Annotated in this window: 24 protein-coding genes; 12 read left to right on the top strand and 12 right to left on the bottom strand. The window is 69.4% G+C overall.

Going from position 1 to position 21,992, the window contains the following annotated elements:
- Nucleotides 1–139: 139 nt before the first annotated feature.
- Nucleotides 140–1,234 carry a substrate-binding domain-containing protein gene (locus ACH41F_RS15805; RefSeq protein WP_391230929.1) on the top strand — a complete coding sequence of 365 codons (1,095 nt, stop codon included), beginning with the start codon at nucleotides 140–142 and terminating at the stop codon, nucleotides 1,232–1,234.
- 140 nt (nucleotides 1,235–1,374) lie between these two features.
- Here ACH41F_RS15805 and ACH41F_RS15800 read toward each other — a convergent pair whose 3' ends face one another.
- The 3 genes from ACH41F_RS15800 to ACH41F_RS15790 form a co-directional block, all read right to left on the bottom strand.
- The gene (locus ACH41F_RS15800) at nucleotides 1,375–1,764 is read right to left on the bottom strand and encodes a hypothetical protein (RefSeq protein ID WP_391230930.1); all 390 of its coding nucleotides are present in this window, start codon (nucleotides 1,762–1,764) and stop codon (nucleotides 1,375–1,377) included.
- 184 nt (nucleotides 1,765–1,948) lie between these two features.
- Nucleotides 1,949–2,890, bottom strand: coding sequence for an RNA polymerase sigma-70 factor (locus ACH41F_RS15795; protein WP_398835943.1), 942 nt, complete (start codon nucleotides 2,888–2,890; stop codon nucleotides 1,949–1,951).
- Complete coding sequence (locus tag ACH41F_RS15790; RefSeq protein ID WP_398835940.1) at nucleotides 2,887–4,080, bottom strand: NAD(P)/FAD-dependent oxidoreductase; 1,194 nt, start codon at nucleotides 4,078–4,080, stop codon at nucleotides 2,887–2,889. The genes ACH41F_RS15795 and ACH41F_RS15790 overlap by 4 nt, the downstream gene beginning before the upstream one ends.
- 336 nt (nucleotides 4,081–4,416) lie before the next feature.
- Here ACH41F_RS15790 and ACH41F_RS15785 point away from each other — a divergent pair, with 336 nt between their 5' ends.
- Nucleotides 4,417–5,178 (top strand): PIG-L family deacetylase, encoded by a 762-nt coding sequence (locus ACH41F_RS15785; RefSeq protein ID WP_391230933.1) that lies wholly within the window; start codon nucleotides 4,417–4,419, stop codon nucleotides 5,176–5,178.
- Nucleotides 5,179–5,204: 26 nt separating this feature from the next.
- On the opposite strand, the gene ACH41F_RS15780 is transcribed toward ACH41F_RS15785, so the two are convergent.
- The 5 genes from ACH41F_RS15780 to ACH41F_RS15760 form a co-directional block, all read right to left on the bottom strand.
- On the bottom strand, nucleotides 5,205–6,188 hold the full coding sequence (locus ACH41F_RS15780) for a hypothetical protein (RefSeq protein ID WP_398835937.1): 984 nt from the start codon (nucleotides 6,186–6,188) through the stop codon (nucleotides 5,205–5,207).
- Between the two features lie 63 nt (nucleotides 6,189–6,251).
- Nucleotides 6,252–6,695: a hypothetical protein gene (locus tag ACH41F_RS15775; protein WP_391230936.1), complete on the bottom strand. Its 444-nt coding sequence runs from the start codon at nucleotides 6,693–6,695 to the stop codon at nucleotides 6,252–6,254.
- A 157-nt stretch (nucleotides 6,696–6,852) separates the two neighbouring features.
- Complete coding sequence (locus ACH41F_RS15770; protein ID WP_398835934.1) at nucleotides 6,853–7,173, bottom strand: hypothetical protein; 321 nt, start codon at nucleotides 7,171–7,173, stop codon at nucleotides 6,853–6,855.
- Nucleotides 7,174–7,252: 79 nt separating this feature from the next.
- On the bottom strand, nucleotides 7,253–7,441 hold the full coding sequence (locus tag ACH41F_RS15765; protein WP_398835931.1) for a hypothetical protein: 189 nt from the start codon (nucleotides 7,439–7,441) through the stop codon (nucleotides 7,253–7,255).
- Nucleotides 7,442–7,554: 113 nt separating this feature from the next.
- A complete protein-coding gene (locus ACH41F_RS15760) occupies nucleotides 7,555–8,976 on the bottom strand; it encodes an MFS transporter (protein ID WP_398835928.1) in 1,422 nt (473 codons plus the stop codon).
- A 96-nt stretch (nucleotides 8,977–9,072) separates the two neighbouring features.
- Between ACH41F_RS15760 and ACH41F_RS15755 the strand changes: the two genes are divergently transcribed.
- From ACH41F_RS15755 to ACH41F_RS15735, 5 genes are all read left to right on the top strand, one after another.
- Nucleotides 9,073–9,774 (top strand): helix-turn-helix domain-containing protein, encoded by a 702-nt coding sequence (locus ACH41F_RS15755; RefSeq protein WP_398835925.1) that lies wholly within the window; start codon nucleotides 9,073–9,075, stop codon nucleotides 9,772–9,774.
- A gap of 226 nt (nucleotides 9,775–10,000) precedes the next feature.
- Nucleotides 10,001–10,090 (top strand): K(+)-transporting ATPase subunit F, encoded by a 90-nt coding sequence (kdpF, locus tag ACH41F_RS15750; RefSeq protein WP_016434100.1) that lies wholly within the window; start codon nucleotides 10,001–10,003, stop codon nucleotides 10,088–10,090.
- 8 nt (nucleotides 10,091–10,098) lie between these two features.
- Complete coding sequence (gene kdpA, locus ACH41F_RS15745) at nucleotides 10,099–11,763, top strand: potassium-transporting ATPase subunit KdpA (protein ID WP_391230942.1); 1,665 nt, start codon at nucleotides 10,099–10,101, stop codon at nucleotides 11,761–11,763.
- Nucleotides 11,760–13,868 carry a potassium-transporting ATPase subunit KdpB gene (gene kdpB / locus ACH41F_RS15740; RefSeq protein ID WP_391230943.1) on the top strand — a complete coding sequence of 703 codons (2,109 nt, stop codon included), beginning with the start codon at nucleotides 11,760–11,762 and terminating at the stop codon, nucleotides 13,866–13,868. The genes kdpA and kdpB overlap by 4 nt, the downstream gene beginning before the upstream one ends.
- A gap of 5 nt (nucleotides 13,869–13,873) precedes the next feature.
- Nucleotides 13,874–14,542 carry a potassium-transporting ATPase subunit C gene (locus ACH41F_RS15735; RefSeq protein WP_398835920.1) on the top strand — a complete coding sequence of 223 codons (669 nt, stop codon included), beginning with the start codon at nucleotides 13,874–13,876 and terminating at the stop codon, nucleotides 14,540–14,542.
- Between the two features lie 74 nt (nucleotides 14,543–14,616).
- Here the strand turns inward: ACH41F_RS15735 and ACH41F_RS15730 are convergent, their stop codons facing one another.
- Together ACH41F_RS15730 and ACH41F_RS15725 are read right to left on the bottom strand one after the other, a co-directional pair.
- Nucleotides 14,617–15,027, bottom strand: coding sequence for an STAS domain-containing protein (locus ACH41F_RS15730; protein ID WP_391230947.1), 411 nt, complete (start codon nucleotides 15,025–15,027; stop codon nucleotides 14,617–14,619).
- Between the two features lie 150 nt (nucleotides 15,028–15,177).
- Nucleotides 15,178–15,525: a hypothetical protein gene (locus ACH41F_RS15725; protein WP_391230948.1), complete on the bottom strand. Its 348-nt coding sequence runs from the start codon at nucleotides 15,523–15,525 to the stop codon at nucleotides 15,178–15,180.
- A gap of 386 nt (nucleotides 15,526–15,911) precedes the next feature.
- Here ACH41F_RS15725 and ACH41F_RS15720 point away from each other — a divergent pair, with 386 nt between their 5' ends.
- From ACH41F_RS15720 to ACH41F_RS15700, 5 genes are all read left to right on the top strand, one after another.
- The gene (locus ACH41F_RS15720) at nucleotides 15,912–16,418 is read left to right on the top strand and encodes a GNAT family N-acetyltransferase (RefSeq protein ID WP_398835916.1); all 507 of its coding nucleotides are present in this window, start codon (nucleotides 15,912–15,914) and stop codon (nucleotides 16,416–16,418) included.
- 560 nt (nucleotides 16,419–16,978) lie between these two features.
- Nucleotides 16,979–17,206, top strand: a complete 228-nt coding sequence (locus ACH41F_RS15715; RefSeq protein ID WP_391230950.1) for a hypothetical protein — start codon at nucleotides 16,979–16,981, stop codon at nucleotides 17,204–17,206.
- Entirely contained in the window at nucleotides 17,203–18,093 is an 891-nt protein-coding gene (locus ACH41F_RS15710) for an XRE family transcriptional regulator (RefSeq protein WP_391230951.1), read from the top strand. Before ACH41F_RS15715 ends, ACH41F_RS15710 begins: the two co-directional genes overlap by 4 nt.
- Before the next feature lie 10 nt (nucleotides 18,094–18,103).
- Nucleotides 18,104–19,216: a hypothetical protein gene (locus ACH41F_RS15705; RefSeq protein ID WP_398835913.1), complete on the top strand. Its 1,113-nt coding sequence runs from the start codon at nucleotides 18,104–18,106 to the stop codon at nucleotides 19,214–19,216.
- A gap of 106 nt (nucleotides 19,217–19,322) precedes the next feature.
- Nucleotides 19,323–19,493: a hydrophobic protein gene (locus ACH41F_RS15700; protein ID WP_391230953.1), complete on the top strand. Its 171-nt coding sequence runs from the start codon at nucleotides 19,323–19,325 to the stop codon at nucleotides 19,491–19,493.
- A gap of 127 nt (nucleotides 19,494–19,620) precedes the next feature.
- Here ACH41F_RS15700 and ACH41F_RS15695 read toward each other — a convergent pair whose 3' ends face one another.
- On the bottom strand, nucleotides 19,621–20,496 hold the full coding sequence (locus tag ACH41F_RS15695) for a geranyl diphosphate 2-C-methyltransferase (protein WP_398835910.1): 876 nt from the start codon (nucleotides 20,494–20,496) through the stop codon (nucleotides 19,621–19,623).
- 15 nt (nucleotides 20,497–20,511) lie between these two features.
- A complete protein-coding gene (locus ACH41F_RS15690) occupies nucleotides 20,512–21,987 on the bottom strand; it encodes a family 2 encapsulin nanocompartment cargo protein terpene cyclase (RefSeq protein ID WP_398835907.1) in 1,476 nt (491 codons plus the stop codon).
- Nucleotides 21,988–21,992 lie beyond the last annotated feature (5 nt).

Raw genomic sequence — 21,992 nt, 5'->3', positions numbered from 1 at the left:
AGCGAAAAAAGAGACCTGAGCTGTTATGTTTACGTAAACATCCGATGGCGGCATGTCTACACTCCTCCGATGACGCGGGTCAAGGGTCTCCCGGGCGGATCGTGATCAAAGCGATGTAATGACAGGCAGGGGGTAGGAAATGGACGCCACGCAGGACTCGCCGCCACAGGCGCCCGCACCTGCGGTGACCCGTGGTCGGCGCTCGTCCGGAGGGGGCCGCTCCTCGGTCTCGATGGCGGACGTGGCGCGGCTGGCCGGAGTGTCGTCCCAGACCGTCTCCCGCGTGTCCAACGGCTACGCCGGTGTCAACGAGGAGACACGCCGTCAGGTCCTCGCCGCCATGCGGGAGTTGGGCTACCGCCCCAACAGCGCGGCCCGCGCCCTCAAGCGCGGCGAGTTCCGCACCCTTGGCGTGATCACCTTTTCGCTCTCCACGACCGGCAACGTCCGCACCCTGGAGGCGATCGCCACCGCGGCCGCCGCCGAGGGGTACGCGGTCACCCTGCTGCAGGCCACCGTCCCCACCCAGGACGAGGTCCGGGGCGCCTTCTCCCGCCTGGAGGAGCTCGCCGTCGACGCGGTGATCGTCATCATGGAGGTGCACCTCCTGGACGCGGCCACCATCAACATCCCGCCCCATGTCCAGGTCGTCGTCGCCGACTCCGACGCGGGCGAGCGGTATACGGTCGTCGACACCGACCAGGCCGGCGGCACCCGCGCGGCCGTCGAGCACCTCCTCGAACTCGGCCACGACACCGTCTTCCACCTCGCCGGCCCCGAGGACTCCTACGCCGCCCAGCGCCGAACCGACGCCTGGCAGGCCACCCTCGTCGAGGCGGGCCGCAGCGTGCCGCCGCTGGTGCGCGGCGACTGGTCCGCGGAGTCCGGCTACCGGGCGGGCCTGGAGCTGGCCGCGCGCGAGGACTGCACGGCGGTCTTCACCGCCAACGACCAGATGGCCCTGGGCCTGCTGCGCGCCCTGCACGAACGCGGCCGGCGCGTCCCCCAGGACGTCAGTGTCATCGGCTTCGACGACATCGCCGAGGCGTCGTCCTTCCAGCCGCCCCTGACCACCGTCCACCAGGACTTCGCCGAGGTCGGCCGGCTCTGCGTCCAGGCGGTCCTGCGCAAGATGCGCCACGACGGCGCCCCCCACGACACACCTCACGGCACGACCCTCGTGCCGACCCGGCTGATACTCCGAGCGAGCACGGGTCGTCCTAGGGGGCGCTGAACGCCGGCGGGGGTGGCGGCTCGGGGGTGCGCGGTGGGGTCCGTGCTGCTCCGGCTGGGGCTTCGGACGGTCTGCGCTTCTACGGCTGAGGCTTCGGACGGTCTGCGTTTCTACGGCTCGGGCTTTGGGGGCCTGCGCTTCTACGGCGGGGCTGTCCGACGGTCCGCCTTCGAACGCGGCTCTCGTTTGACGCCGCTGCACGCCAGGAGTTCGGTTCCGGCGGCGTCGAAGTACAGCGTGAAGTGCCAGGACCGGTCCGGCGTGTCGATGAAGCCGGTACGCAGGGGTTCGCCACGGTGCCGGGCCAGGATCTCGACGGTCTCGTCGAGGCCGAGGGTCGTCAGACCGATCCTCAAGGACCGCCTCAGCCGCGTGGCGGTGATGCCGTAGACCATCCAGTGCGGCCCGGCGTCACCGCAGAGCGTCACCGTACCGCCGGCGGCGATGGCGGCGCGGGCCGCCTCACAGGCACGGGTCTGGTCGGTGAGCATCGCCGCGATGTCGGGCTGACCTGGGGTCTGGGTGGTCATGGGGTGACTTTAGGGAGGAGGCGGGGGCGTGGCCATGGGGTTTTGCGGGGTGGGTCGTGTGGGGGTGGGGGGGGTTGCGTGGGGCTGCGGAGGCGGGGCGGGGCGCCCGCGCCCTCCTCCATGCGCTTCGCGTTCGCCTGAAGCTCTGGCGCGTCACCTGGGCGGCCAGGGACATGGACGGGGGCTATGCCGGTGGCGGGCTCGCAGTGGTCGAGCACTCGTGCAGAGTTCCGTCGGCGACTGCGTGGAGCTTGTCGGGGTTGGCCACGTTGTGGATGGTCGAGATGCGGCCTTCCGGATCGAAGTCGAAGGTCAGCGTGGCGACCACGCGGTCCGGGCCGCGGAAGACCACGCCCGGCCCGCCGTTGATCCAGGTGAGCTCCGCCCGCATGTGCCCGGGCTCGATGCCCTGGTAGGTCGTGGTGCCGAGCGCGGCGAACCAACGAGCCACGGTCTCGAGGCCGACGACCGGCTTGAGGGCCTGGCGGACCTTGCCGCCGCCGTCGGTCCAGAGGGTCACGTCCGGGGAGAGCAGTTCCATGAGGGCGTTGATGTCGCCGCCCGCCGTCGCCGCGAAGAAGCGCTTCGCGACGTCGCGTTGGCGGGAGCGGTCCGCGGAGAAACGGGGCCGCCGGGCCTGGACGTGCTCGCGGGCGCGGTGCGCGGCCTGCCGGACCGCCACCTCCGAGCGTTCCACCGCCTCCGCGATCTCCGCATAGCTGAAGGCGAAGACCTCCTTCAGCACGAAGACCGCGCGCTCCAAGGGACTCAGCGTCTCCAGCACGACCAGCAGGGCCATGGAGACCGAGTCCGTCGTGGCAACGCCGTCCGCTGTGTCCGGACCGGTCAGGATCGGCTCCGGGAGCCAAGGCCCGACGTAGGTCTCGCGCTGGTGACGAGTCGAACGCAGCCGCTCCATCGCCAGGTTGGAGACGATCCGGGTCAAGTAGGCCTTGGGCTCGGCGACCTGGGACCGGTCGGCTGCCGACCACTTGAGCCAGGCGTCCTGGACCACGTCCTCGGCATCGGCGGCGCTGCCGAGGATGCGGTAGGCGACGGAGAAGAGCAGGGTGCGGTACTGCTGGAAGGCGAGCTGGTCGGGGTCGGCCTGCTGCGGCTGGGTCACTTGGCGCTCCGAATCCGGGTGTAGCGGCCGCCGTGCGGCCAGAACGCGCCCGAGACGGGCATCTTCTTCATGCGGGCGAAGGTCGGCCACGGCGCGGCGCTGACCGTCTCCTTGTACTTCGCGGCCCGCTTGCCGGTCAGCACGATCCGGCGCGGGCTGTCATCGGGGTGGGTGAACTGCACGACGGCGTCGTTCCGGCCCAGACTCACAGGTGTGTGGTAGTAGCCGAAGCGGAAGGGCTTGGGCTCCTTGCCGGCCAGCACTCGCAGGATGGAGAGGGCCGCGTGCACACCGGTGGGCATACCTCCCTGACAGGTCCCGTGCATCATGCCGTAGCCCTGACGGATCGCCGCCGCATCGCCCACGGCATAGACATCCGGGTGGGAGACCGAGCGCAGCGCGCTGTCGGTGACCACACGGCCGCGCTCGTCGACGGTCAGGCCCGCGGTGGCCGCCAGCGGCGAGACACGGGTGCCGCTGGTCCACAGCACCGCGCACGCCGGGATGCTGGATCCGTCGGCGAGCTCGACACTGTCCGGCAGCACCTTGGCCACCTTGACGCCGCTGCGTACCCGCACGCCGAGCCGGGCGAGCGCCGCGTCCAGGTAGGCCTTGGCCTTCGGGTGCATGCTCGCGCCCGGCTCCTGCCGGCCCAGCAGCACCACGTCGAGCTCCGGGTGCCGCTCGGCGATCTCCGCGGCGGCCTCGACGCCGGTGAGGCCGCTGCCGCCGACCACGACGGTCCCACGGTCGAGCCGGGCCAGCCGGTCGGCGAGGATGGCGGCGTCCTGCGGGCTGTTGAGGGTGTGGGCGTGGTCGTCCACGCCGGGGACGGCGACGGTGTCCGCGATGCTGCCCAGGCCGTAGACCAGGGTGTCGTAGCGCAGGACCCGGTCGTCGTCGATCCGGACGGTCTTCGTCTCGGCGTCCACGGCGGTGACCCAGCCACGGACGAAGCCGGCGCCGGTGCCGTCCAGCAGGCCCGGGATGTCCATCTCGGCCGTCTCCTGACCGGTGGCGGTCATGTGGAGTCGGAGTCGCTCGGTGAAGGTGTCGTAGGGGTTCACCAGCGTCACTCGCAGGTTCCCGCGCTTCCTGGTGCGGGCCGCGAGCTGGATCGCGGCGGAGAGCCCGGCGTAACCGGCACCCAGGACCAGGACCTCGTGCTGCTGCGCTGCTGTCGCGTTCATCGCTCTGTTGTCTCTTTCCTGTCGGCCGCTCCCGCTGAGCGGACGACCAGCAGACGCAAGGTGCCTTTCCGTTCGTGACATGGGTTCGATGTGACCCGCGTCACATCGTGAGGAGAGAGGGGGCGCGCGGCATCGGCACCCCGACCACCGCGACGCTGAGCAGTCAATCATGATCGACTGGCGCCGCACAGGGACTGACGGCACAGCAGAAGCCGGAGGTCAGCGGAGGGGGCGGGCCCGCGGTGTCCCAGGATCTCTGTCGATTCCCCCACGGCCGGGGTGAACAAAGCGTCCGTAAACGGGACGGCGCGTCCTGAACGGGGGAGGATGGTCGGCATGACGCTGCCTGCCCTGCCCGAGGAATCCTTCCAGCGTGTGCTCTGTGTCGTCGCGCATCCCGACGACATGGAGTACGGCACGTCCGCGGCCGTCGCCCGCTGGACCGCGCGCGGTATCGAGGTCGCCTATCTGCTGCTGACCCGCGGCGAGGCCGGCATGCCGAATCCTCCCGAGGAGACGGCTCGCCTGCGCGTCGCCGAGCAGCAGGCCGCCTGTGCCGCCGTCGGTGTCGAGCGGCTGACCATCCTCGACCATCCGGACGGTGTGCTCGTCTACGGCCTCGACCTGCGCCGCGACATCTGCCGGGAGATCCGCCGGTTCAAGCCCGACGCTGTGCTCGGTGGAAGCTACGACATCGAGACGCCCCTCGGCTTCGACCAGGCCGACCACCGCGCCGCCGGACTGGCGACCCTGGACGCGGTGCGCGACGCCGGCAACCGGTGGGTCTTCCCGGAGCAGGTCGACGACGAAGGGCTTGAACCGCACTCGGCGCGCTGGCTCATCCTCCCCGCGTTCGGCGGCGCCGGCGCGACCCACGGCGTCGACGTCACGGGTGAGCCGTTGCGCCGCGGCGTCGCCTCCCTCGAAGCGCACGCGGCGTACCTGGCCGCGCTCCCGGGGCACCCCGCCCCGAAGGACTTCATCCCGAAGATCGCCGCCATGAGCGGCAAGGCCCTGGGCGTCGAGCACGCGGTCCTGTTCCGCGCCCATGACCTTCAGGCACCGCCGGAATTGTTCACCGAGGACGCGAAGGACTGACGCGGGGGCCCGTGGCGCCCGGTCTGTCAGTGGCGGCCGGCCAGGGCCTTGTCGGCGTTGGACAGTTGCGTACGTATGTCCTGCTGGACGGCGGCGAGTTCGCGCTGCTTCTCCGCCATCGCCCGCCGTTGGTACGCCGCGTCGACGGAGGACCAGATGCCGACGACGTTCGTCTCCTGTTTGCACGCCACGTCGGCCTTCGCCAGGGCGAGTTCGGCCCGGCCGGCGGTCGGACCGCTGAACTCGGGGTCCTTGCCGGGTGGTTGGGTCGGGTCGGCGTAGGTGTAGTCGTCGTCATGTCGCTTCATGCAGCGTGACCAGGCACGGAAGACCGCCACCACACGCGGATCGCGCTGTGAGTCACGGTAGCTGCCGATGTTGATCGCGCCGACGAGTTCAGGGTTCCCCAGCTTCTGCGGGTCACCCGACAGGGCCTTCACCGCCTCGCCCTGGCAACCGCCCGCAGGGAGCCGTCGACCGCGCGAGTCCGTGTCCGCGGGTGTGCCGTCCGGCTTCAGCCCGCGCAGAACGAGCATGGCTTCCCGCCCCGGCTTCGGCCCCGTGGACTTCTCCTTGGCCTGCGGCGGCACTGAGCCGGGAGCCGGGTGGTAGCCATGGCGTGCCGCCTCGGCCGCGTCCGTGATGCCGTACCGGTGTGCCGTGTTGGCCGGGTTCAGGGTGCCTGTCTCCGGGATGGGGCCGGTGGGGGCGGGCCAAGAGTGGCCGAAGCGCCGCATGCAGGACTCGGTCAGTACCGCCTTGGCCCGGTACAGGCGTCCGACCTGGCGATCAGTGAACAGGTAGGGCTCGATGGGCAGGACCAGGTCACTGACGTCGAGCATGTTCGGCACCGCGGTGACCGTTGGCGGCCCGGGAGCCGTCGGTGTTCCGGGCGGAGTGGACGTCGGCGTCGACCCCGCCGCCTGGCCCGGCGCGCACCCGGCCGTGACGGCGAGCAGGAAGACGGCCGCGCCGAGATGCCTGGTCCGGTGGATTCGTCGCGTCGGCATGTTGTCCTGTCCCTTCCGGGGTGCGGGGCCCGCCCGGCAGCGCGCGGGCGGGCCGGACACGTGTCAGACGCGGTACCAGGCGAGCGAGGCGTTGTTGTTCTGCACTCCGGAGTTCAGCGCGCGGGCCTCTCCGGGCCAGAAGTCGTCGTAGGGGGCGTTGGGGGTGCCGGAGTTCTGCCACTCGTTGTAGAAGATGCGGGCCCGGTACCTCTCATCGTTGTTCCAGCCGCGGTACACGTTGTTCTTCACTCTCTGGCCCTGGCCTTCACCGGCGGCTGTGAACGTGTCGGTCCCGAAGTCATTGACCCAGTTCCAGTACGTGCTGTAGGAGCTGTTGCCGGAGGCGCTGTAGTAGAGGTAGAGCTGGCCGTCCCATTCGGCAGCCCGGACCTCGGCGGCTGCGGCTTCCCCCTTCGCGGCAGCGGGCGCAGTGGCCAGGACGGTGCTACCGGCGATCAGTGCTGCGGCGACTGCGATGGATCCCACCATGCGACGTGCAGTTGTCACGATGCTCCTCCGTTGGCATACGGGAAGGGGGGCGGCGCTCGGGCAGGAGTCGTGCGCCTGCGCGAGCCTCCCCCGTGTCGATCGGCCCTGAGGCTAGGCCGGACGCGCCGCCGCGCGGTCCTGACAGGTGTCAGGGCCGCACGGTCCGCCAGGTCGGTCAGAGGGTGGTCCCCGGTGTGTGGTCTGTGGCCCGGCGGTCCAGGCGTGCGACGAGTGCGTGCTCTGCGCGGAGCAGCCGCCGACGTCGGTCCTCGGGAAGGGACGCCAGGGCGTCGTGGAGAGGCTGCTCGCGCGGGACGTGGACCATGGCCGTGGAGTAGATCCGGCAGCCGGGGCACCAGGCGTAGCCGACGCACCGCTCGAACATCGTGGACTCGGGCGGATGGAAGCGGTGTTGATACGAGCGGACGGCTGTCCCGCACTCCTTGCAGGCGCGGCGCTCTCCGTCCTGGACGGTGTCCCAGGAGGAGACCTTCACCCAGGGCCGGTGGCCGGCCGCGGCTCTTCAAGTCGTCATGAGCCGCATTATGCCCGGCGGTTGAGCACGGGCGCCGGCCTCACCCCTTGCGCAGTGCGGCGGGGAGCTGGTCGGGGTGCCCGCGTGCGGTGCAGGTGCGGACGGGGTGGATGTGGTCGCGGGACTCGATGATCCGGCTGCCCCGGGCGCGCATCACGAAGACGTACGGGACCTTGGCCGCGGAGCCGTCCGGCGAGGCGAACGCGTGGCCGGACTCGGCGACGATCACTTCCGGGTCGGTGGTTTCGTGGTGGTTTCGTGGACGACGACGTCGACGACCCGACGCTTGGTCAAGGACTGCCGGGCTCCGGGATGGCACGGTGAAGTGTTCAACGCCGTGGTTCAGCGTGTTGCCGCGGAGGCGCGCTCGGTGTCGACGGCCGGCTTCGGCCTCGATGTGCGGGCGATGGTCAGCAGGAGTACCCCGCACGCGGCGACGAGGATCCAGCCGGGGCGGGAGGCGTGCGCGAGTCCGGTGGGGGTGGTGTCGGCCACCAGGGCGCCGGCGAGGGCGATGCCGAGGGCGGCACCGAGTTGTCGGGCGGTGGAGGTGACGGCTCCGGCGACGCCGGCACGCGCGGGTGGCAGTCCGTTGACCGCGGTGTTGGTGAGGGGCGCGTTGGCGAAGCCGAACCCGATGCCGATGAACGCGTACGAGGTCAGCAGCAGGAGCACGCTCGTGTGCGCGGTGAGCCGGGTCAGGCAGAGCCCGCCGACCGTGATGAAACCGCCGGCCAGCAGCAGCGGCAGGCGGGGGCCCGAGCGGCCGACCATGCGGCCGGAGAAGGGGGCGCAGAGTGTCGCGCCGAGGGCCAGGGGCAGGGTCGCCACACCGGCGGCCAGCGGCGTCCATTGCCGGGTGTGCTGGAGATAGAGGGTGTTCAGCAGCAGGGTCGTGTTCAGGGCGACGAAGACCGTCACCGCGCCGACGACGGCGGCGCTGAAGGCCGGGCGGGTGAAGAGCCGCAGATCCATCAGAGGCTCACGGCGACGTGACTCGACCCGCACGAACCCGGCTGCGGCCAGTACGGCCGCCGCGTACCCCGTCAGGGCCATGGGCGATGTCCAGCCGATGTGCGGGCCCTCGATCAGGACGCCGACCACGGCCGCGAGGAGCATGGTCAGCAGGACCTGGCCGGGCAGGTCGGGTCGCCGGGTGTGCTGTGCCCGGGACTCCGGTACCAGCACGGCGCTGAGCAGGAGGGCGGCCGCGATGACGGGTGTGTTGATCCAGAACAGGGCCCGCCAGTCGAGTGCCGCGAGGAGCGCGCCGCCGGTCACCGGCCCGGCGGCCATGCTCAGGCCGAACACGGAGGCCCAGATGCCGATGGCCTGTGCCCGTTCCTTCGGGTCCGGCATCGCGTTCACCACGATGGCCAGCGCGACGGGGCTGAGCATCGAGGCACCGATGCCCTGAAGGGCGCGGCCGGCGATCAGGACACCTGCCGACGGGGCCAGGGCACAGAGCAGTGAGGCGGCACCGAAGGCGGCCAGCCCGTACTGGAACACCCGACGGCGTCCGAAGCGGTCCGCCAGCGCGCCGGAGGAGATCAGACAACTCGCCAGGACGAGGGTGTAGGCGTCCACGATCCATTCGAGATGGCGTGTGTCGACGTCCAGGCCCCGCCCGATGGCAGGCAGCCCCACATTGACGATCGTGGTGTCCAGCCCCACCAGGAACATGCTCAGGCAGCACACGGCCAGGATCGTCCAGCGTCTGCGCGCGCTCAGCGCGGGTGGAACGGTATGTGTCGTCGCGGTCATGGTGTACCTCACAGGTGCGGGAACAGTGCCCGGCAAGACTCCGCTCGGGTCCCGGGCGCCGCCCATCAGTTTTGCGAACACTGCAAAAATGGGTCCATGAACACAGGCGCCGACTCCCCGCACACCGGTCTCGAGGACGCCGAGCTGGCGGAGATTCTCGACGGCATCGGGTCCCGGCTGCGCCGACTGCGCAGGGAACGGGGTCTCACGCTGGAGGCGCTCGCGGCCACGACCGGGATCTCGGTCAGCACGCTCTCCCGGGTGGAGTCGGGCAAGCGGCGCCCGACGCTGGATCTGCTGATCCCGCTGGCACGCGCGCACCGCGTCGCACTCGACCAGCTGGTGGCGGCACCGGCCAGCGGCGACCCCCGGGTGCATCTGCGGCCCCTGCGCAGGGACCGCGGGAGCGTCCTCGTCCCGTTGACGCAGTACCCGGGCCGGGTGCAGGTCTTCAAACAGGTCCTGGCACCCCGTCCGCCGGAACTGGTCACCCACGAGGGCTACGAGTGGCTCTACGTCCTCGCCGGCCGCCTCCGCCTGATCCTCGGGGCGCGGGACTTCACGCTCCGGCCCGGCGAGGTCGCCGAGTTCGACACTTCCGAGCCTCACTGGTTCGGGCCGGCGGACACCGAGGCCGTGGAGATCCTGCACCTGTTCGGTCCCCGCGGAGACCAGGCCGTCGTCCGCGCCGGACCGTCGGCGACCGACCTGACCGACCCGACAGACCCGACCGACCGGACCGACTCGACTGATCTGACCGGCCCGGTCGCGCCGAACCTGCCGGGGAGGACGTCATGACGGGGCGCCGGGGCGGTTCCGTAAGGAACGCGTCAAAGGTGTCGGCGCCGCCGTAAGGGACGCGTCAACGGGCGGTCATATGCGGTCACAGCAGGGGTTTGCTCTGGCTGTCCGCATGTTGTCCGTACCTCTCCTAGGAGCTCGCGATGGCCGATCCGGCCTTCGTCGTCACCACGATCGCGCTGTTCGCGCTGGTGGCTCTCGTTGCCAAGGGGGTGACCAGGCTGTGACCGCCGAGAACATCGTCGGCCTCGTCGTGGCCGTCGCCCTGCTGGGCTATCTCGTCCTCGCCCTGATCTTCCCGGAGAGGTTCTGAGACCAGGTATGGGACCCGTACTCGCCGGCGCTCTTCAGCTGCTCGCCCTCATAGCGGCGCTGGCTCTCGCCTACATCCCCCTCGGCAATCACATGGCCAAGGTCTACTCCTCCGACCGGCACTGGCGGGTGGAGAGGTGGATCTACAGGGGCATCGGTGTCGATCCCGACGCCGAACTGCGCTGGCCCGCCTACCTGCGCGGTGTTCTCGCCTTCTCCGCGGCCGGGGTGCTCTTCCTCTACCTCTTGCAACGGTTGCAGGGCGTGCTGCCGGGTTCGCTCGGCTTCTCCTCGATCGACCCGGACCAGGCGTTCAACACCGCCGTGTCATTCGTGACCAACACCAACTGGCAGTCGTACTACGGCGAACAGGCCATGGGTCACGTCGTGCAGACCTGCGGTCTGGCCGTGCAGAACTTCGTCTCGGCCGCGGTCGGTATGGCCGTCGCCGTGGCGCTGGTGCGCGGGTTCGCCCGGTCCCGGACCGGTGAACTGGGCAACTTCTGGGCGGACATGGTCCGCGGGGTCACGCGCATCCTGCTGCCGCTGGCCTTCGTCGCCGCGATCGTGCTGGTCGCCTGCGGTGCCCTTCAGAACTTCTCCGGCATCCACGCGGTCGGCCAGTTCATGGGTGGCTCGCAGCAGTGGAACGGCGGCGCGGTCGCCTCGCAGGAGGCGATCAAGGAGCTGGGTACCAACGGCGGTGGCTACTTCAACGCCAACTCCGCGCACCCCTTTGAGAATCCGACGCCTTTCACCAACCTCTTCGAGGTCTTCCTGATCCTCGTCATCCCGTTCGCCCTGACCCGCACCTTCGGGGTGATGGTCGGCTCGGTGAAGCAGGGGTACGCGATCCTGGCGACCATGGCCACCATCTGGATCGGCTTCACGGCCCTGATGATGTGGACCGAATTCGCCCACCACGGACCGGCGTTCGAGCTCGCGGGTGGGGCGTACGAGGGCAAGGAGGTCCGCTTCGGCGTAGGTGGCTCGTCGATCTTCGCGGTGGCGACCACGCTCACCTCGACCGGTGCCGTCGACTCCTTCCACTCCTCCTTCACCGGGCTCGGCGGCGGCATCACCATGCTCGGCATGATGCTGGGCGAGATCGCGCCGGGCGGTACCGGGTCCGGGCTGTACGGCATGCTGATCATGGCGATCATCGCGGTGTTCATCGCCGGGCTCATGGTCGGCCGTACGCCCGAGTACCTGGGCAAGAAGATCGGCACCCGCGAGATCAAGCTGGCCGCCTGTTACATCCTGATCACCCCCACGCTGGTGCTGGTCCTGGCCGCGGCGGCGATGGCGCTGCCCACGCCCGCACACTCGATGACCAACTCAGGCGCGCACGGGTTTTCCGAGATCCTTTACGCCTATACGTCCGCCGCCAACAACAACGGCTCGGCCTTCGCCGGGCTGAACGCCGACACGCAGTGGTTCAACACCACGCTCGGCATCGCCATGCTGCTCGGCCGCTTCCTGCCGATGGTGTTCGTGCTCGCGCTGGCCGGCTCGCTCGCCGAGCAGAAGCCGGTGCCGCAGACAGCGGGCACCCTGCGCACCGAGAAGCCGCTGTTCACCGGGTTGTTGGTGGGCGCGATCCTGATCATCACCGGTCTGACGTATTTCCCGGCGCTGGCCCTGGGCCCGCTCGCCGAAGGGCTGGCGTCATGACCACTCGTACCGAAAGCGAAGAGATGCCCCCAGCCACCGCGACCCGGGCGCCGCACAGCGACGTACCGACCGGGCACCAGTTGTCGCAGGGCCGAGTCGGAGCGGGCGTCTTCGATCCCGGACAGCTGCTGACGTCGCTTCCCGACGCGTTCCGCAAGCTCGACCCGCGCGTGATGATCAAGTCGCCGGTGATGTTCGTGGTGTGGATCGGTTCCGTGCTCACCACCGTCTTCTCCTTCAAGGACCCGGGGGACTGGTTCGGCTGGACCATCAGCGCCTGGCTGTGGCTGACCGTCGTCTTCGCCAACCTGGCGGAGGCAGTCGCCGAGGGCCGGGGAAAGGCACAGGCCGACACCCTCCGCAAGGCCAAGACCGACTCGGTGGCACGACTGCTCAACGGCACCGAAGTCCCCGGCACCCAGCTGAAGATCGGCGATCTGGTCGTCTGCGAGGCGGGCGATGTGATTCCGGGCGACGGTGATGTCGTCGAGGGCGTGGCCTCGGTCGACGAGTCGGCGATCACCGGTGAGTCGGCGCCGGTCATCCGGGAGTCCGGCGGCGACCGTTCGGCGGTCACCGGCGGCACGAAGGTGCTGTCCGACCGGATCGTCATCAGGATCACGACGAGGCCGGGCGAGACCTTCATCGACCGGATGATCAACCTCGTCGAGGGCGCGGCCCGGCAGAAGACGCCGAACGAGGTCGCGCTGAACATCCTGCTCGCCTCGCTGACCATCGTGTTCCTGCTCGCGGTGGCGACCCTGCCGCCGTTCGCGGACTACGCGGGCACGCACCTCACCATGGTCGTGCTGGTCGCCCTGCTCGTCTGCCTCATCCCGACCACGATCGGCGCCCTGCTCTCCGCGATCGGCATCGCGGGCATGGACCGACTGGTGCAGCGCAACGTGCTCGCCATGTCCGGCAGGGCCGTCGAAGCGGCCGGTGACGTCTCGACCCTGCTCCTCGACAAGACCGGCACCATCACCCTGGGCAACCGTCAGGCCGCCGAGTTCGTCCCGGTCACCGGGGTCACGGAGGCCGAGGTGGCGGATGCCGCCCAACTCTCCTCGCTGGCCGACGAGACGCCCGAGGGCCGTTCCGTCGTCGTACTGGCGAAGGACAGGTACGGGCTGCGCGAGCGCGAGTTGGCCGGTGCCGAGTGGATCGCCTTCACCGCCCAGACCCGTATGTCCGGAGTGGACGTCGACGGACGCAGGATCCGCAAGGGAGCGGCGGGTTCCGTCGTCGCCTGGGTGGGGGAGCGGGGCGGTGAAGTCGCTCGGGACGCACTGGAGTTGACCGATCGGATCGCCACCGCGGGCGGTACTCCGCTGCTCGTGGCGGTCGAAGACGCCGAGGGCGCACGGGTGTTGGGTGTCATCCACCTCAAGGACGTGGTGAAGGAGGGCATGCGAGAGCGGTTCGAGGAGCTGCGCCGCATGGGCATCAGGACCGTCATGATCACGGGTGACAACCCGCTGACCGCCAAGGCGATCGCCGAGGAGGCGGGCGTCGACGACTTCCTCGCCGAGGCCACCCCCGAGGACAAGATGGCGCTCATCAAGCGGGAGCAGGCCGGCGGCAAGCTGGTCGCGATGACCGGTGACGGTACGAACGACGCGCCCGCGCTGGCCCAGGCGGACGTCGGCGTCGCGATGAACACCGGCACGTCGGCCGCCAAGGAGGCCGGCAACATGGTCGACCTCGACTCCAACCCGACCAAGCTGATCGAGATCGTCGAGATCGGCAAGCAACTCCTCATCACCCGGGGAGCGTTGACCACGTTCTCCATCGCCAACGACGTCGCGAAGTACTTCGCGATCATCCCGGCGCTGTTCGCGACTGTCTACCCGGGCCTGGACACGCTCAACATCATGGGCCTGTCCTCGCCGGACTCCGCGATCCTGTCCGCCGTCATCTTCAACGCGCTGATCATCATCGCGCTGGTGCCGCTCTCGCTGAAGGGGGTGCGGTACCGGCCGGTCAGCGCGGACAGGCTGCTGCGCCGCAACCTCACCGTCTACGGCCTCGGCGGGCTGATCGCCCCGTTCCTCGGCATCAAGATCATCGATCTGCTCATCTCCCTCATCCCCGGGATCGGCTGAAGTCCATGAACAACTCCCTCACGAACACAGGCCGGTTGCTCTGGGCTGGGCTGCGTGCCCTGCTGGTGCTGACACTGGTGACCGGCGTGCTGTACCCGCTGGCCGTCACCGGCGTCGCCCAGGCCCTCTTCCACGACACGGCGAACGGCTCGGAGGTGAGGGCGGGCGACAAGGTCGTCGGGTCCTCGCTCATCGGCCAGGCCTACAACCTGCCGGTGAAGAAGGGCCAGAAGACGCCGGAGCCCGACCTGAAGTGGTTCCAGGGCCGCCCGCAGAACGGCCTCGGCACCAACAGCGTCAACACCCGGTACCAGCTGATCCTGTCCGGCGCCACCAACCGCTCCGGTGACAACGCCGACCTCGTCCAGTGGGTCAAGGACGCCAAGGCCGCGGTCATCAGGGACAACTCGACCGGCGACCACACCGTCGAACCGTCCGAGGTGCCTGCCGACGCGGTGACGTCCTCCGGCTCCGGCCTGGACCCCGACATCTCCCCGGCCTACGCGCAACTCCAGGTCCACCGGGTCGCCGAGAGGAACGGCCTGACCGACGCCCAGGTGCGCAGGCTGGTCGACGACCACACCGAGGGCCGCACGCTCGGCTTCATCGGGGAGCCCCGGGTGAACGTCCTGGAGCTCAACATCGCGCTCAAGGACCTTGTGGGCAAGGGGTGATGGGGTGACCCGTCCGGCGGGGGAGTCGGCGGCCCGGGACGACCGGGTCCGTCGACTCCCGCGGTCCGTACAGGTCATGCCACGGCGTCCTCCACGGTCGCCCGTACGTCGAGCACCGTGTCGGCCCCGGTCAGTTCCAGGATTCGTCGCAGTTGTGGGGGCGGCCCGACCAGCCGCAGCTCGGTCTGCCGGTTCAAGCCCAGCAGCAGATTCAGGAACGTCGAATCGGCGAAGGTGATGCCGGCGACATCCACCACGACCCTGGCGTGCTTCTCGGCCGCGGTGCCCAGCGCTTCTGCGAGCGGAGACAGCGAGTCCATGTCGTAGGAGCCGTGGGCGACGACGACCCACGCCCCGTCGCGCTCGTACTGGACCACCGCCCCGAACTGCTCCTGAGCGGACCCGTTGACCTGGTCGAACTCGTTGACGTGGTCGAATCCGTTGCCATGGTCGAACGATCTCTTGTCATCGTCGGCGGTACTCATCGCGTCATTATCCCCGCGAGGCGTGTCGCGGTGGATCACGGATGGATCACGCGTGAGGCCGCTCGTCCGCCCAGCCGCGGATCGGCGGGACGGAGAGGGTGACTCCGTCTACGTGACGTCAGGCCCTGCGAGGCGCGGGTCGGGGGCGGATCACGGAGGCGAGCAGGGGTAGTTGTTGCCGGTGCCCAACACGATGGAGTTGATCGGGCCCAAATTCTGCACGGACCCGTACGGGGCGGCGAAGATGATTGCTTCTCCCCGGCCGGTCCCGTTGTAGCCGGTGCACAGCTCCACCCAGGCGCCACCGTACTGGTTGTTCACCACGTAGTGATCGCCGTACTGGTTGCTGAGGTTGTGCGGGCCGTAGGCCCAGTAGACACCGCCGTTCTCGATGCCCGAGTCAGGGTTGGCGGTGTTGTAGATGCAGACGGCTCCGTACGGACATCCGTAGTAGGTGGCGTCGGCCCTCGCGGACGCCGGCCCGGCGCTGACGGCCATGAGCGACCCTGCCACCGCGACGGCCGAAACCGCCAGTCTCACCAGTTTGCCGAAAATCGCGGGTACCTCCTTGTAGAAGCCTGGGCGGACAAGTGATGGGCCCCGGTCGGCAGTTGCCCATCGACCAGGCCGGATCCCCGTGCCCGTCGGGTGCGTCGTGCTGACCGCACTTGTGAGGTGGTGCGCACAGCAACCTAGAGGGACGTCGATCCCGACGGTCCTGACAGATGTCAGGAGTGCGGCTACCGCTCGTCGGCGGGCAAGTGGTGTGAGTTGCATCCGTAGCGCGGACTCCGCACGGACGCTGCTGGCGCCTGCTGAGCTCTCGACGTCGCGCACAGGAAAACAGCTTGGCCCGGATTGGGGGACCCGGAACAATGGTGATCATGCGGATTCGACAGGCATGGCCTGATGACGCGTCAGCGGTCGCTGACGTCTACGTGCGCTCTTGGCGGGCGGCCTTTGCCGGTCTTGTTCCGCAGCACTACCTCGACGCCATGGACCCGGTCCGCGAGGAGTCCGTCTGGAAGACACGGATCGCGGAGACACGGTGGCCGTCATCGGGGGTGCTGGCAGCCGAGACCGAGGCAGGGATCATCGGATTCACAAGTTTCGGCCCGTCGCAGGAGATCCCTGCCGTCGCGGAGATCGGCACGCTGTACGCCGTCCCCGAGGTGTGGGGCAGCGGGGTCGGAAAGCAGTTGATGCTTGCCGCTCTGGCGACGCTCGGACAGGCCGACTACAGCCGAGCCACCTTGTGGGTACTGCAAGACAATGAGCGTGCCCGGCACTTCTACGAGGCTGCCGGTTGGCGCGCGGACGGCGCGGCCGTGGAGGACACCACCGGCGGGGCATCTCTGAACAAGTTGCGCTACGCGCGCACCCTTTGCTAGCCCTGGCCGGCCCGCTAGCCGGTCTTCGCAGGAACTCCGCGAGAGTCCGTGGGGGCCGGCGGGTCCTCGGCGTGATGTGTCCGAGGCGTGCCCCCGCCGTGGCGCGGGGTCCGCTTCCGCCCAGCGTGTGAGGGCTGGGCGGAAGCGGGGCGGGTCCCCTCCGGTGGTTCTTGAGCACGAGGGGTCCGCGCGGCCTTCCAGACATGGAAGGTGCGACGCCGGGGTGGCGTACGTGTTCCATGGTCCGCCATCCGGCTGGTGCCGCAAGGAGAACTACGGCTTCGCCATCAAAAGGGTTCATTACCCCATGATTTGGCGGCGGTAAAAGCGTTCTTGCGGTAACGCGCCCTGGTACGCCGGGGCCTGAGGGGACGTCAGCGACGCCGTGCGATCGCCTGGTGACGATGTGTTCACTGGGCGACATTGTTCCGCAATCTCATGATCACGTTGAGTGGTGGCCACCTCACCCAGCATGCTGTCGTGCAACTCCTCCGAGGCGCTTGAGCACCGCCTCGGAGGGGCCTTTCCAGACGCCTGTACGTCCTTCCAGGGAAGGTGCCATGACAAGCAAGCAGGTGATGACCGTCATCGTCCTGGCGGCGGTCCTCACATGGAGCACGGTGATGACCGTGCTGGGCCAACTCGCGGCCATGGTCGCGCTGTTGCCCACGCTGGGGCTCCTCGTCCAGCAGATCGTCTCCGCGCTCGGCGGCTCGGACACACGGGCCACCACGGCGGCGCCCGCACCGCCCGCGGGTCAGCTGGGAAGTCAGGAGCCGCCCCAGTGAAAACGCCCCCCGTACCCGAACGACCCGCTGAGCCTCCCCATCGCCGCGGCCGCCCGCCGGAGCCGATCTGCAAGGAGGCCGGACTGGCGCACAGGACATGGCTGGAGCCGGTCCGCACCCGCTTCGCCGCCAGTGGACTGACCCTGGACGAGCTGGTCGGCCGTTCCGGCTTCTCCAAGACCCGCCTGTCCGAACTGATGCGCGGCAAAGGCCTCTACCCCACGTGGGAGATCACCTACAGCGTGGTCCGTGCCCTGGACATACCCGTCGGCCCGTTACGCAGGCTGTGGCGGGTCGCCGCCATCGAGGCGGAGAAGAAACCGTCCTGGATAGACGATCGCATCCAGGCCGTCCAGTCGGCGGACGCCGATGAGCAACCCCTCGCCCACGTAGCGCTCTACCAGGCCATGGCCGAGCCCTACAGTGCCTACGCCCAGGCCTTCCTCCAGTCCCTGCCCCGCGCCCGCCATGCCGTCGGCGAGGTCTTCGACCTTCTCTGGCTGACCTGGGACGAAGCCACGTCCAGCCCGGACATGCCGCGCCACGCCTGGCAGATGCTGCGGGCCACCGTCCTGTCGAGGGCCGCCAAGCGGCCCGCCGGTCACCACGACCTGCGTGCCGCGGCCTTCACCACCACTCATCAGGCGCAGGCCCAGAACCTGATGGAGCGCCTGGCCCGCATCGACGCCCTGGCCCGCTTCTTCGACGCGATCGCCCAACTGCCCGACGACCAGATGGACGTCACGGTCCTGCGCTACCTGTGCGGGATCGACCCCGACGCCATCCCCGACGTGGTCGGTCTGCCCCCGGCCCTGGTCCACACCCTGGACCACCACGCCCGCTGGGCTCTGAAGCAGCTCTTCCCCGACGCCGAAACCCAGGAGTGATCCCGCCGCCATGAGCACCATCGACGACCTCCTCGCCCAGTCGCTGCTGCTGCGTGAGCCCCACGTCCCCGCCGACGTCGTCCCTCATGACGAGGCTCTCGACGACGACCTGCTGCTGTGGCAGCACCGGGCGGACGACACCACCGACAACAGCGCCGCCCACAGCCTGAACGCCCTGTGCGAAACAGTCGTCAGTCACTGCACCCCCGACCAGCTCGCCGACTTCCTCACCGACCAGGTCCCCCAGCCCCGCACCGCCCGCATCCTGGGGTGCGCCCTGCACCTGGCCGGCGTCGACATCGGTGCCCGCTTCTGGTGGCAGTACGCCGCCGGTGCCGAAGACGCCCCCGCCTCCTACTGCCTCTACCTCCAGCACCTCGCCCACGGCGAGACACACGCCGCCGCCCTCTGGCACGCCCAAACCGATGTCCCCGCCCCGGCCGAAGGCAACCCTGGCGCCGAGGAGTGCGTCCCGGCCCGAGGCGACACCGACGCCGACGCCGAGGAGTACGCCCCCGCCTTGCAATCGATGAGCGCCGACAGCAGCCTGGCCACCGTCCTGCGTGTCCTGGCCCAGCTCACCCGCACCATGCCCACCCGTCGGCACACCCCGGCCGCCCGCGCCGTCATCGAGTTCGTCGCCACCGCCGTCGCCGGTGGCTACGCCCGCCATCCCGACCTCGAAATCCCGCTGCCCGGCACCTACTTCGCCGAACGGCTCGAGATCGTCGTCGCGGCCAGCACCAGCAGCGACCAGGTCCCGCCCGCGTCCGCACACGCCGCCCCCGCGCACCCGTCACCCTCGGCGGACGACCTGCCCAACCGGCTCGCCCCTGACGAGGGCCGCAAACACATTCCCACCAGAACCACCCCCCGCGACCCCGAACACCTGCTGGTCCAGGTCACCGCCGCGGACCACGAACCCACCACCGCACACACCTTCTTCGAGAACGCCGCGGCCGTCTGCTGGAGGACCGCGACCGAACAGGACACCCGGGGCAACGGCATGGCCTACCGCCTGCGCCGCTTCGCCCAGCGCCTGGCCCCGGCACCCTCCGGCTTCGGCCAGCTCAGAGCGGCCTCACCCTCCGGTGGCGCCCCCATGCCCTTCCATCGGCTGTGAGAGAGCAGCTTGAGCAAGTGCCCCGAACTTTCCTTCATAAACAAGGAGATATTCAGGAGTTGAGGCGCAATGCGAGGGCAACAGAGGGTGCAGGAGGTTGATAACTATGGTTCCCCTGCTTCTTGTTCTGCTTCTCGCGTTGCTTCTCTTCGGTGCTGGATTTGCCGTCAAGCTGCTGTGGTTCGTCGCCGTCGCGGTGCTGGTGCTGTGGCTGCTCGGCTTCGTGATGCGCTCCACCACCGCCGGTGGTGGTCGGGGCCGCTGGTACCGATGGTGACCTGACGAGGTAAGTATCCCTTCGTGGGGCCCGGCCGCCGAGAAGGCCGGGCCCCACGGGCATGTCTGGGCGAGAGCCGGGAGGCCCGACCCACCCGCCGGGCAGCCGGATCCAGGACTTCGCCCCGTCAGACGCGGTCGGCCGCAATCAGTACATACTGGAACGAGCCATCCCGGTACGACTCGATGAACGCCTCCTCGATCCCCGTGACCAGTGACGACGTGGCCCGCAACTCCCAGTACGGCAGGGTGTCCGGGGTGAGGTCGATTACGGTCTGCGGCACGAGCCGGTTGTCGGCCATGGCCCGCAGGTACTCACGGCGGGAGTGGATGTTGCACTCGAAGTGAGCATTGATCTGGGAGACCCACTTCGACGGCTGGCCGTAGCGGGGATTCCAGCAACCGGTGATGGTCACGTACCTGCCGCCCACCTTGAGGAAGCGGGAGTGCTCGGCGAACAGGTCGTGCAGATCGACGTACATGCTCGACTCGTTGTTCCAGGAGGCCGCGATGCTGCCCTTCTCGAAGGGGGTGTCGAGCATGTTGCACACGTGGGAGCGCACACGGTCCTGGATCCGTAGGTCCCGTGCCCGTCCGTTGCCGAACTCGGCCTGGGTGACGGACAGGGTGACACCCTCGACCTTGCAGCCGAAGCGTTGGTGGGCCATGACCATGGATCCGCCGCGCCCGCAGCCGGCGTCGACGAGGGTGTCGTCGGGTTCGATGGGGCCGAGGTGGTCCAGAAGGAGTTCGGCCTGCGCGGACTCGAGCCGGTGCAACTCCGCGATCAGCTTCTTGTCGTACTCGCTGTGCTCCGGGTCACCGAGGGCCTCGTGGTTGACGGCCCCGATGCCGTAGTGGTGGTGGTAGAGCCCGTCCACCTCACCGAGGCGCAGGTTCACCGGCCTCGCCTCGTTGTTCCAGTACCGGGCGATGTCCCCCTGGTAGGGGGTTGCCGGGTTCGGGATCGTCGCGGAGACGGTGGGGGTGATGTCTGTGGTCACAGAGGTGTCCGTTCCTTACCAGAAGGCGGGCAGGCTGTAGCGGAAGGTGTTGGTTCGGTGCCAGTCGTGGTTGCCGTCGACCCAGGTGGCCACGCCCTTGAGGAAGCGCACCACGGGGGGCAGCGGACAAGCGGCGGCCAGGTCGGCCGCTGCCGCCTCGAAGGCGTGCATGAGCTCGTTGTGGATGTCGATCGCCTTGAGGTAGGCGTCGCGCTCCGAGAGTTGCTCGCGTTCGGCGATCACCACGGGCAGGTTCAGATGCCTGCCCGGGCTGGCGAGTTCCTTGGTGTACGAGTACAGGTCGTTGACGATGGTGGTCGCGTTTCCGGCCAGAGCGATGACTCGCTGCATCTCCGGCCGTGCGTGCAGGTCGGCTGGGAGTTCGTAGCCTCCGACGGTGTCGGTGATCGTGGGGCAGGGGCGGAAGTTGTTGAACTGGCGCATCGCCAGGTACTCCCACACCTCCGGGACGTGATCGGTCTCGGCCCAGGCCGCCTCGGCCAGGTAGCCCATGTGCAGGCGGGCCATGTCATGGCGGTACCGGTCGGCCTGGGAGGGGCTGGCCGTGCGGACGAAGTAGTCCATCGCGCTGCGGTAGGCGCGCCGTGGGGGGTCCGAGCCGAGCGACTCCTCCCAGGCCGGCGCGTACCCGGGGGTGGTGTGGAGAGGGTCGAGCGCGGTGTGCGCCAGAAGAAGACGTCCGCCGAGACCGACGGGGGAGCCGCCGTGGTCCTCGCAGTAGCAGTCGTCGACTGCGTTCTCCGCGACCATCAGCCGGGTGGCGATCATCAGGTGCTCGATCGTGGGGGCGTCGGGGTGGCAACCGACCATGTACCGCCCGACGGAGAAACCGTCGAACTGGCCTTCCCACTCCTCGGGATACAACTGGACCTCGTCCTCGGCCCAGCGCTTGATCCGGGAACTCACCTCCTCGACACGGGTGGGGTCGGGCTCCGGGACGGGATGGTGGTACAGGCCGGGGATGGCTCGTCCTGCTGCGGGAGGCGCGGGAGACGGGGGTGCCAGTGGTGCGGGGAGCGTCGGGACGGGTCCCGGCGGCGGCTCATGCGGGGGGTGGGCCAGGGACAGCGAGGCCGTGCCCAGACCGGTAGGACCGCCCAGAACTCTCCGCAGACTCACGTCGGTTGGGGGCGTGGTGGGCGTGTCCGGCGGGATCGGAGGCGGCGACGGCGTGTCCGTCGCAGGCGAACCACCCGCCAGGGACAGTGAGTTGGTGCCCAGCCCGGTGGGTCCGGCGAGGATGCGCTGAAGGATGGGTTCGGCGGTGGCCGCGGGCGGCGTGCCGGGCGGCGTCTCGGTGATCGGTGGGGGCGGGGGAACGATCTGCGGATGCGGTACCGCCGCGAGGCCGAACGCTGCCGCTGCGATCGGAAGATCGGGGAGCACCGGCGCGGGGGCGTCCGGCACGGTGGCCGTCGGCCTCGACTGCTGTCGGGGAACGGATGGCCCCTGGGGCCGGGGTTCGGGCATCTTCT

The sequence above is a fragment of the Streptomyces sp. NPDC020489 genome (assembly GCF_044386545.1).
Classification (GTDB): domain Bacteria; phylum Actinomycetota; class Actinomycetes; order Streptomycetales; family Streptomycetaceae; genus Streptomyces.
Note: the sequence above shows the minus strand (reverse complement) of the source record. Positions and strands in the feature narration are given on the sequence as shown.

Bases quoted from the DNA above. Each gene is read 5' to 3' on its own strand.
- ACH41F_RS15805 (WP_391230929.1), top strand. From the start codon at position 140: ATGGACGCCACGCAGGACTCGCCGCCACAGGCGCCCGCACCTGCGGTG.
- ACH41F_RS15800 (WP_391230930.1), bottom strand. From the start codon at position 1,764: ATGACCACCCAGACCCCAGGTCAGCCCGACATCGCGGCGATGCTCACC.
- ACH41F_RS15790 (WP_398835940.1), bottom strand. From the start codon at position 4,080: ATGAACGCGACAGCAGCGCAGCAGCACGAGGTCCTGGTCCTGGGTGCC.
- ACH41F_RS15785 (WP_391230933.1), top strand. From the start codon at position 4,417: ATGACGCTGCCTGCCCTGCCCGAGGAATCCTTCCAGCGTGTGCTCTGT.
- ACH41F_RS15780 (WP_398835937.1), bottom strand. From the start codon at position 6,188: ATGCCGACGCGACGAATCCACCGGACCAGGCATCTCGGCGCGGCCGTC.
- ACH41F_RS15760 (WP_398835928.1), bottom strand. From the start codon at position 8,976: ATGACCGCGACGACACATACCGTTCCACCCGCGCTGAGCGCGCGCAGA.
- ACH41F_RS15755 (WP_398835925.1), top strand. From the start codon at position 9,073: ATGAACACAGGCGCCGACTCCCCGCACACCGGTCTCGAGGACGCCGAG.
- kdpA (WP_391230942.1), top strand. From the start codon at position 10,099: ATGGGACCCGTACTCGCCGGCGCTCTTCAGCTGCTCGCCCTCATAGCG.
- kdpB (WP_391230943.1), top strand. From the start codon at position 11,760: ATGACCACTCGTACCGAAAGCGAAGAGATGCCCCCAGCCACCGCGACC.
- ACH41F_RS15735 (WP_398835920.1), top strand. From the start codon at position 13,874: ATGAACAACTCCCTCACGAACACAGGCCGGTTGCTCTGGGCTGGGCTG.
- ACH41F_RS15730 (WP_391230947.1), bottom strand. From the start codon at position 15,027: ATGAGTACCGCCGACGATGACAAGAGATCGTTCGACCATGGCAACGGA.
- ACH41F_RS15725 (WP_391230948.1), bottom strand. From the start codon at position 15,525: ATGGCCGTCAGCGCCGGGCCGGCGTCCGCGAGGGCCGACGCCACCTAC.
- ACH41F_RS15720 (WP_398835916.1), top strand. From the start codon at position 15,912: ATGCGGATTCGACAGGCATGGCCTGATGACGCGTCAGCGGTCGCTGAC.
- ACH41F_RS15715 (WP_391230950.1), top strand. From the start codon at position 16,979: ATGACAAGCAAGCAGGTGATGACCGTCATCGTCCTGGCGGCGGTCCTC.
- ACH41F_RS15705 (WP_398835913.1), top strand. From the start codon at position 18,104: ATGAGCACCATCGACGACCTCCTCGCCCAGTCGCTGCTGCTGCGTGAG.
- ACH41F_RS15700 (WP_391230953.1), top strand. From the start codon at position 19,323: ATGGTTCCCCTGCTTCTTGTTCTGCTTCTCGCGTTGCTTCTCTTCGGT.
- ACH41F_RS15690 (WP_398835907.1), bottom strand. From the start codon at position 21,987: ATGCCCGAACCCCGGCCCCAGGGGCCATCCGTTCCCCGACAGCAGTCG.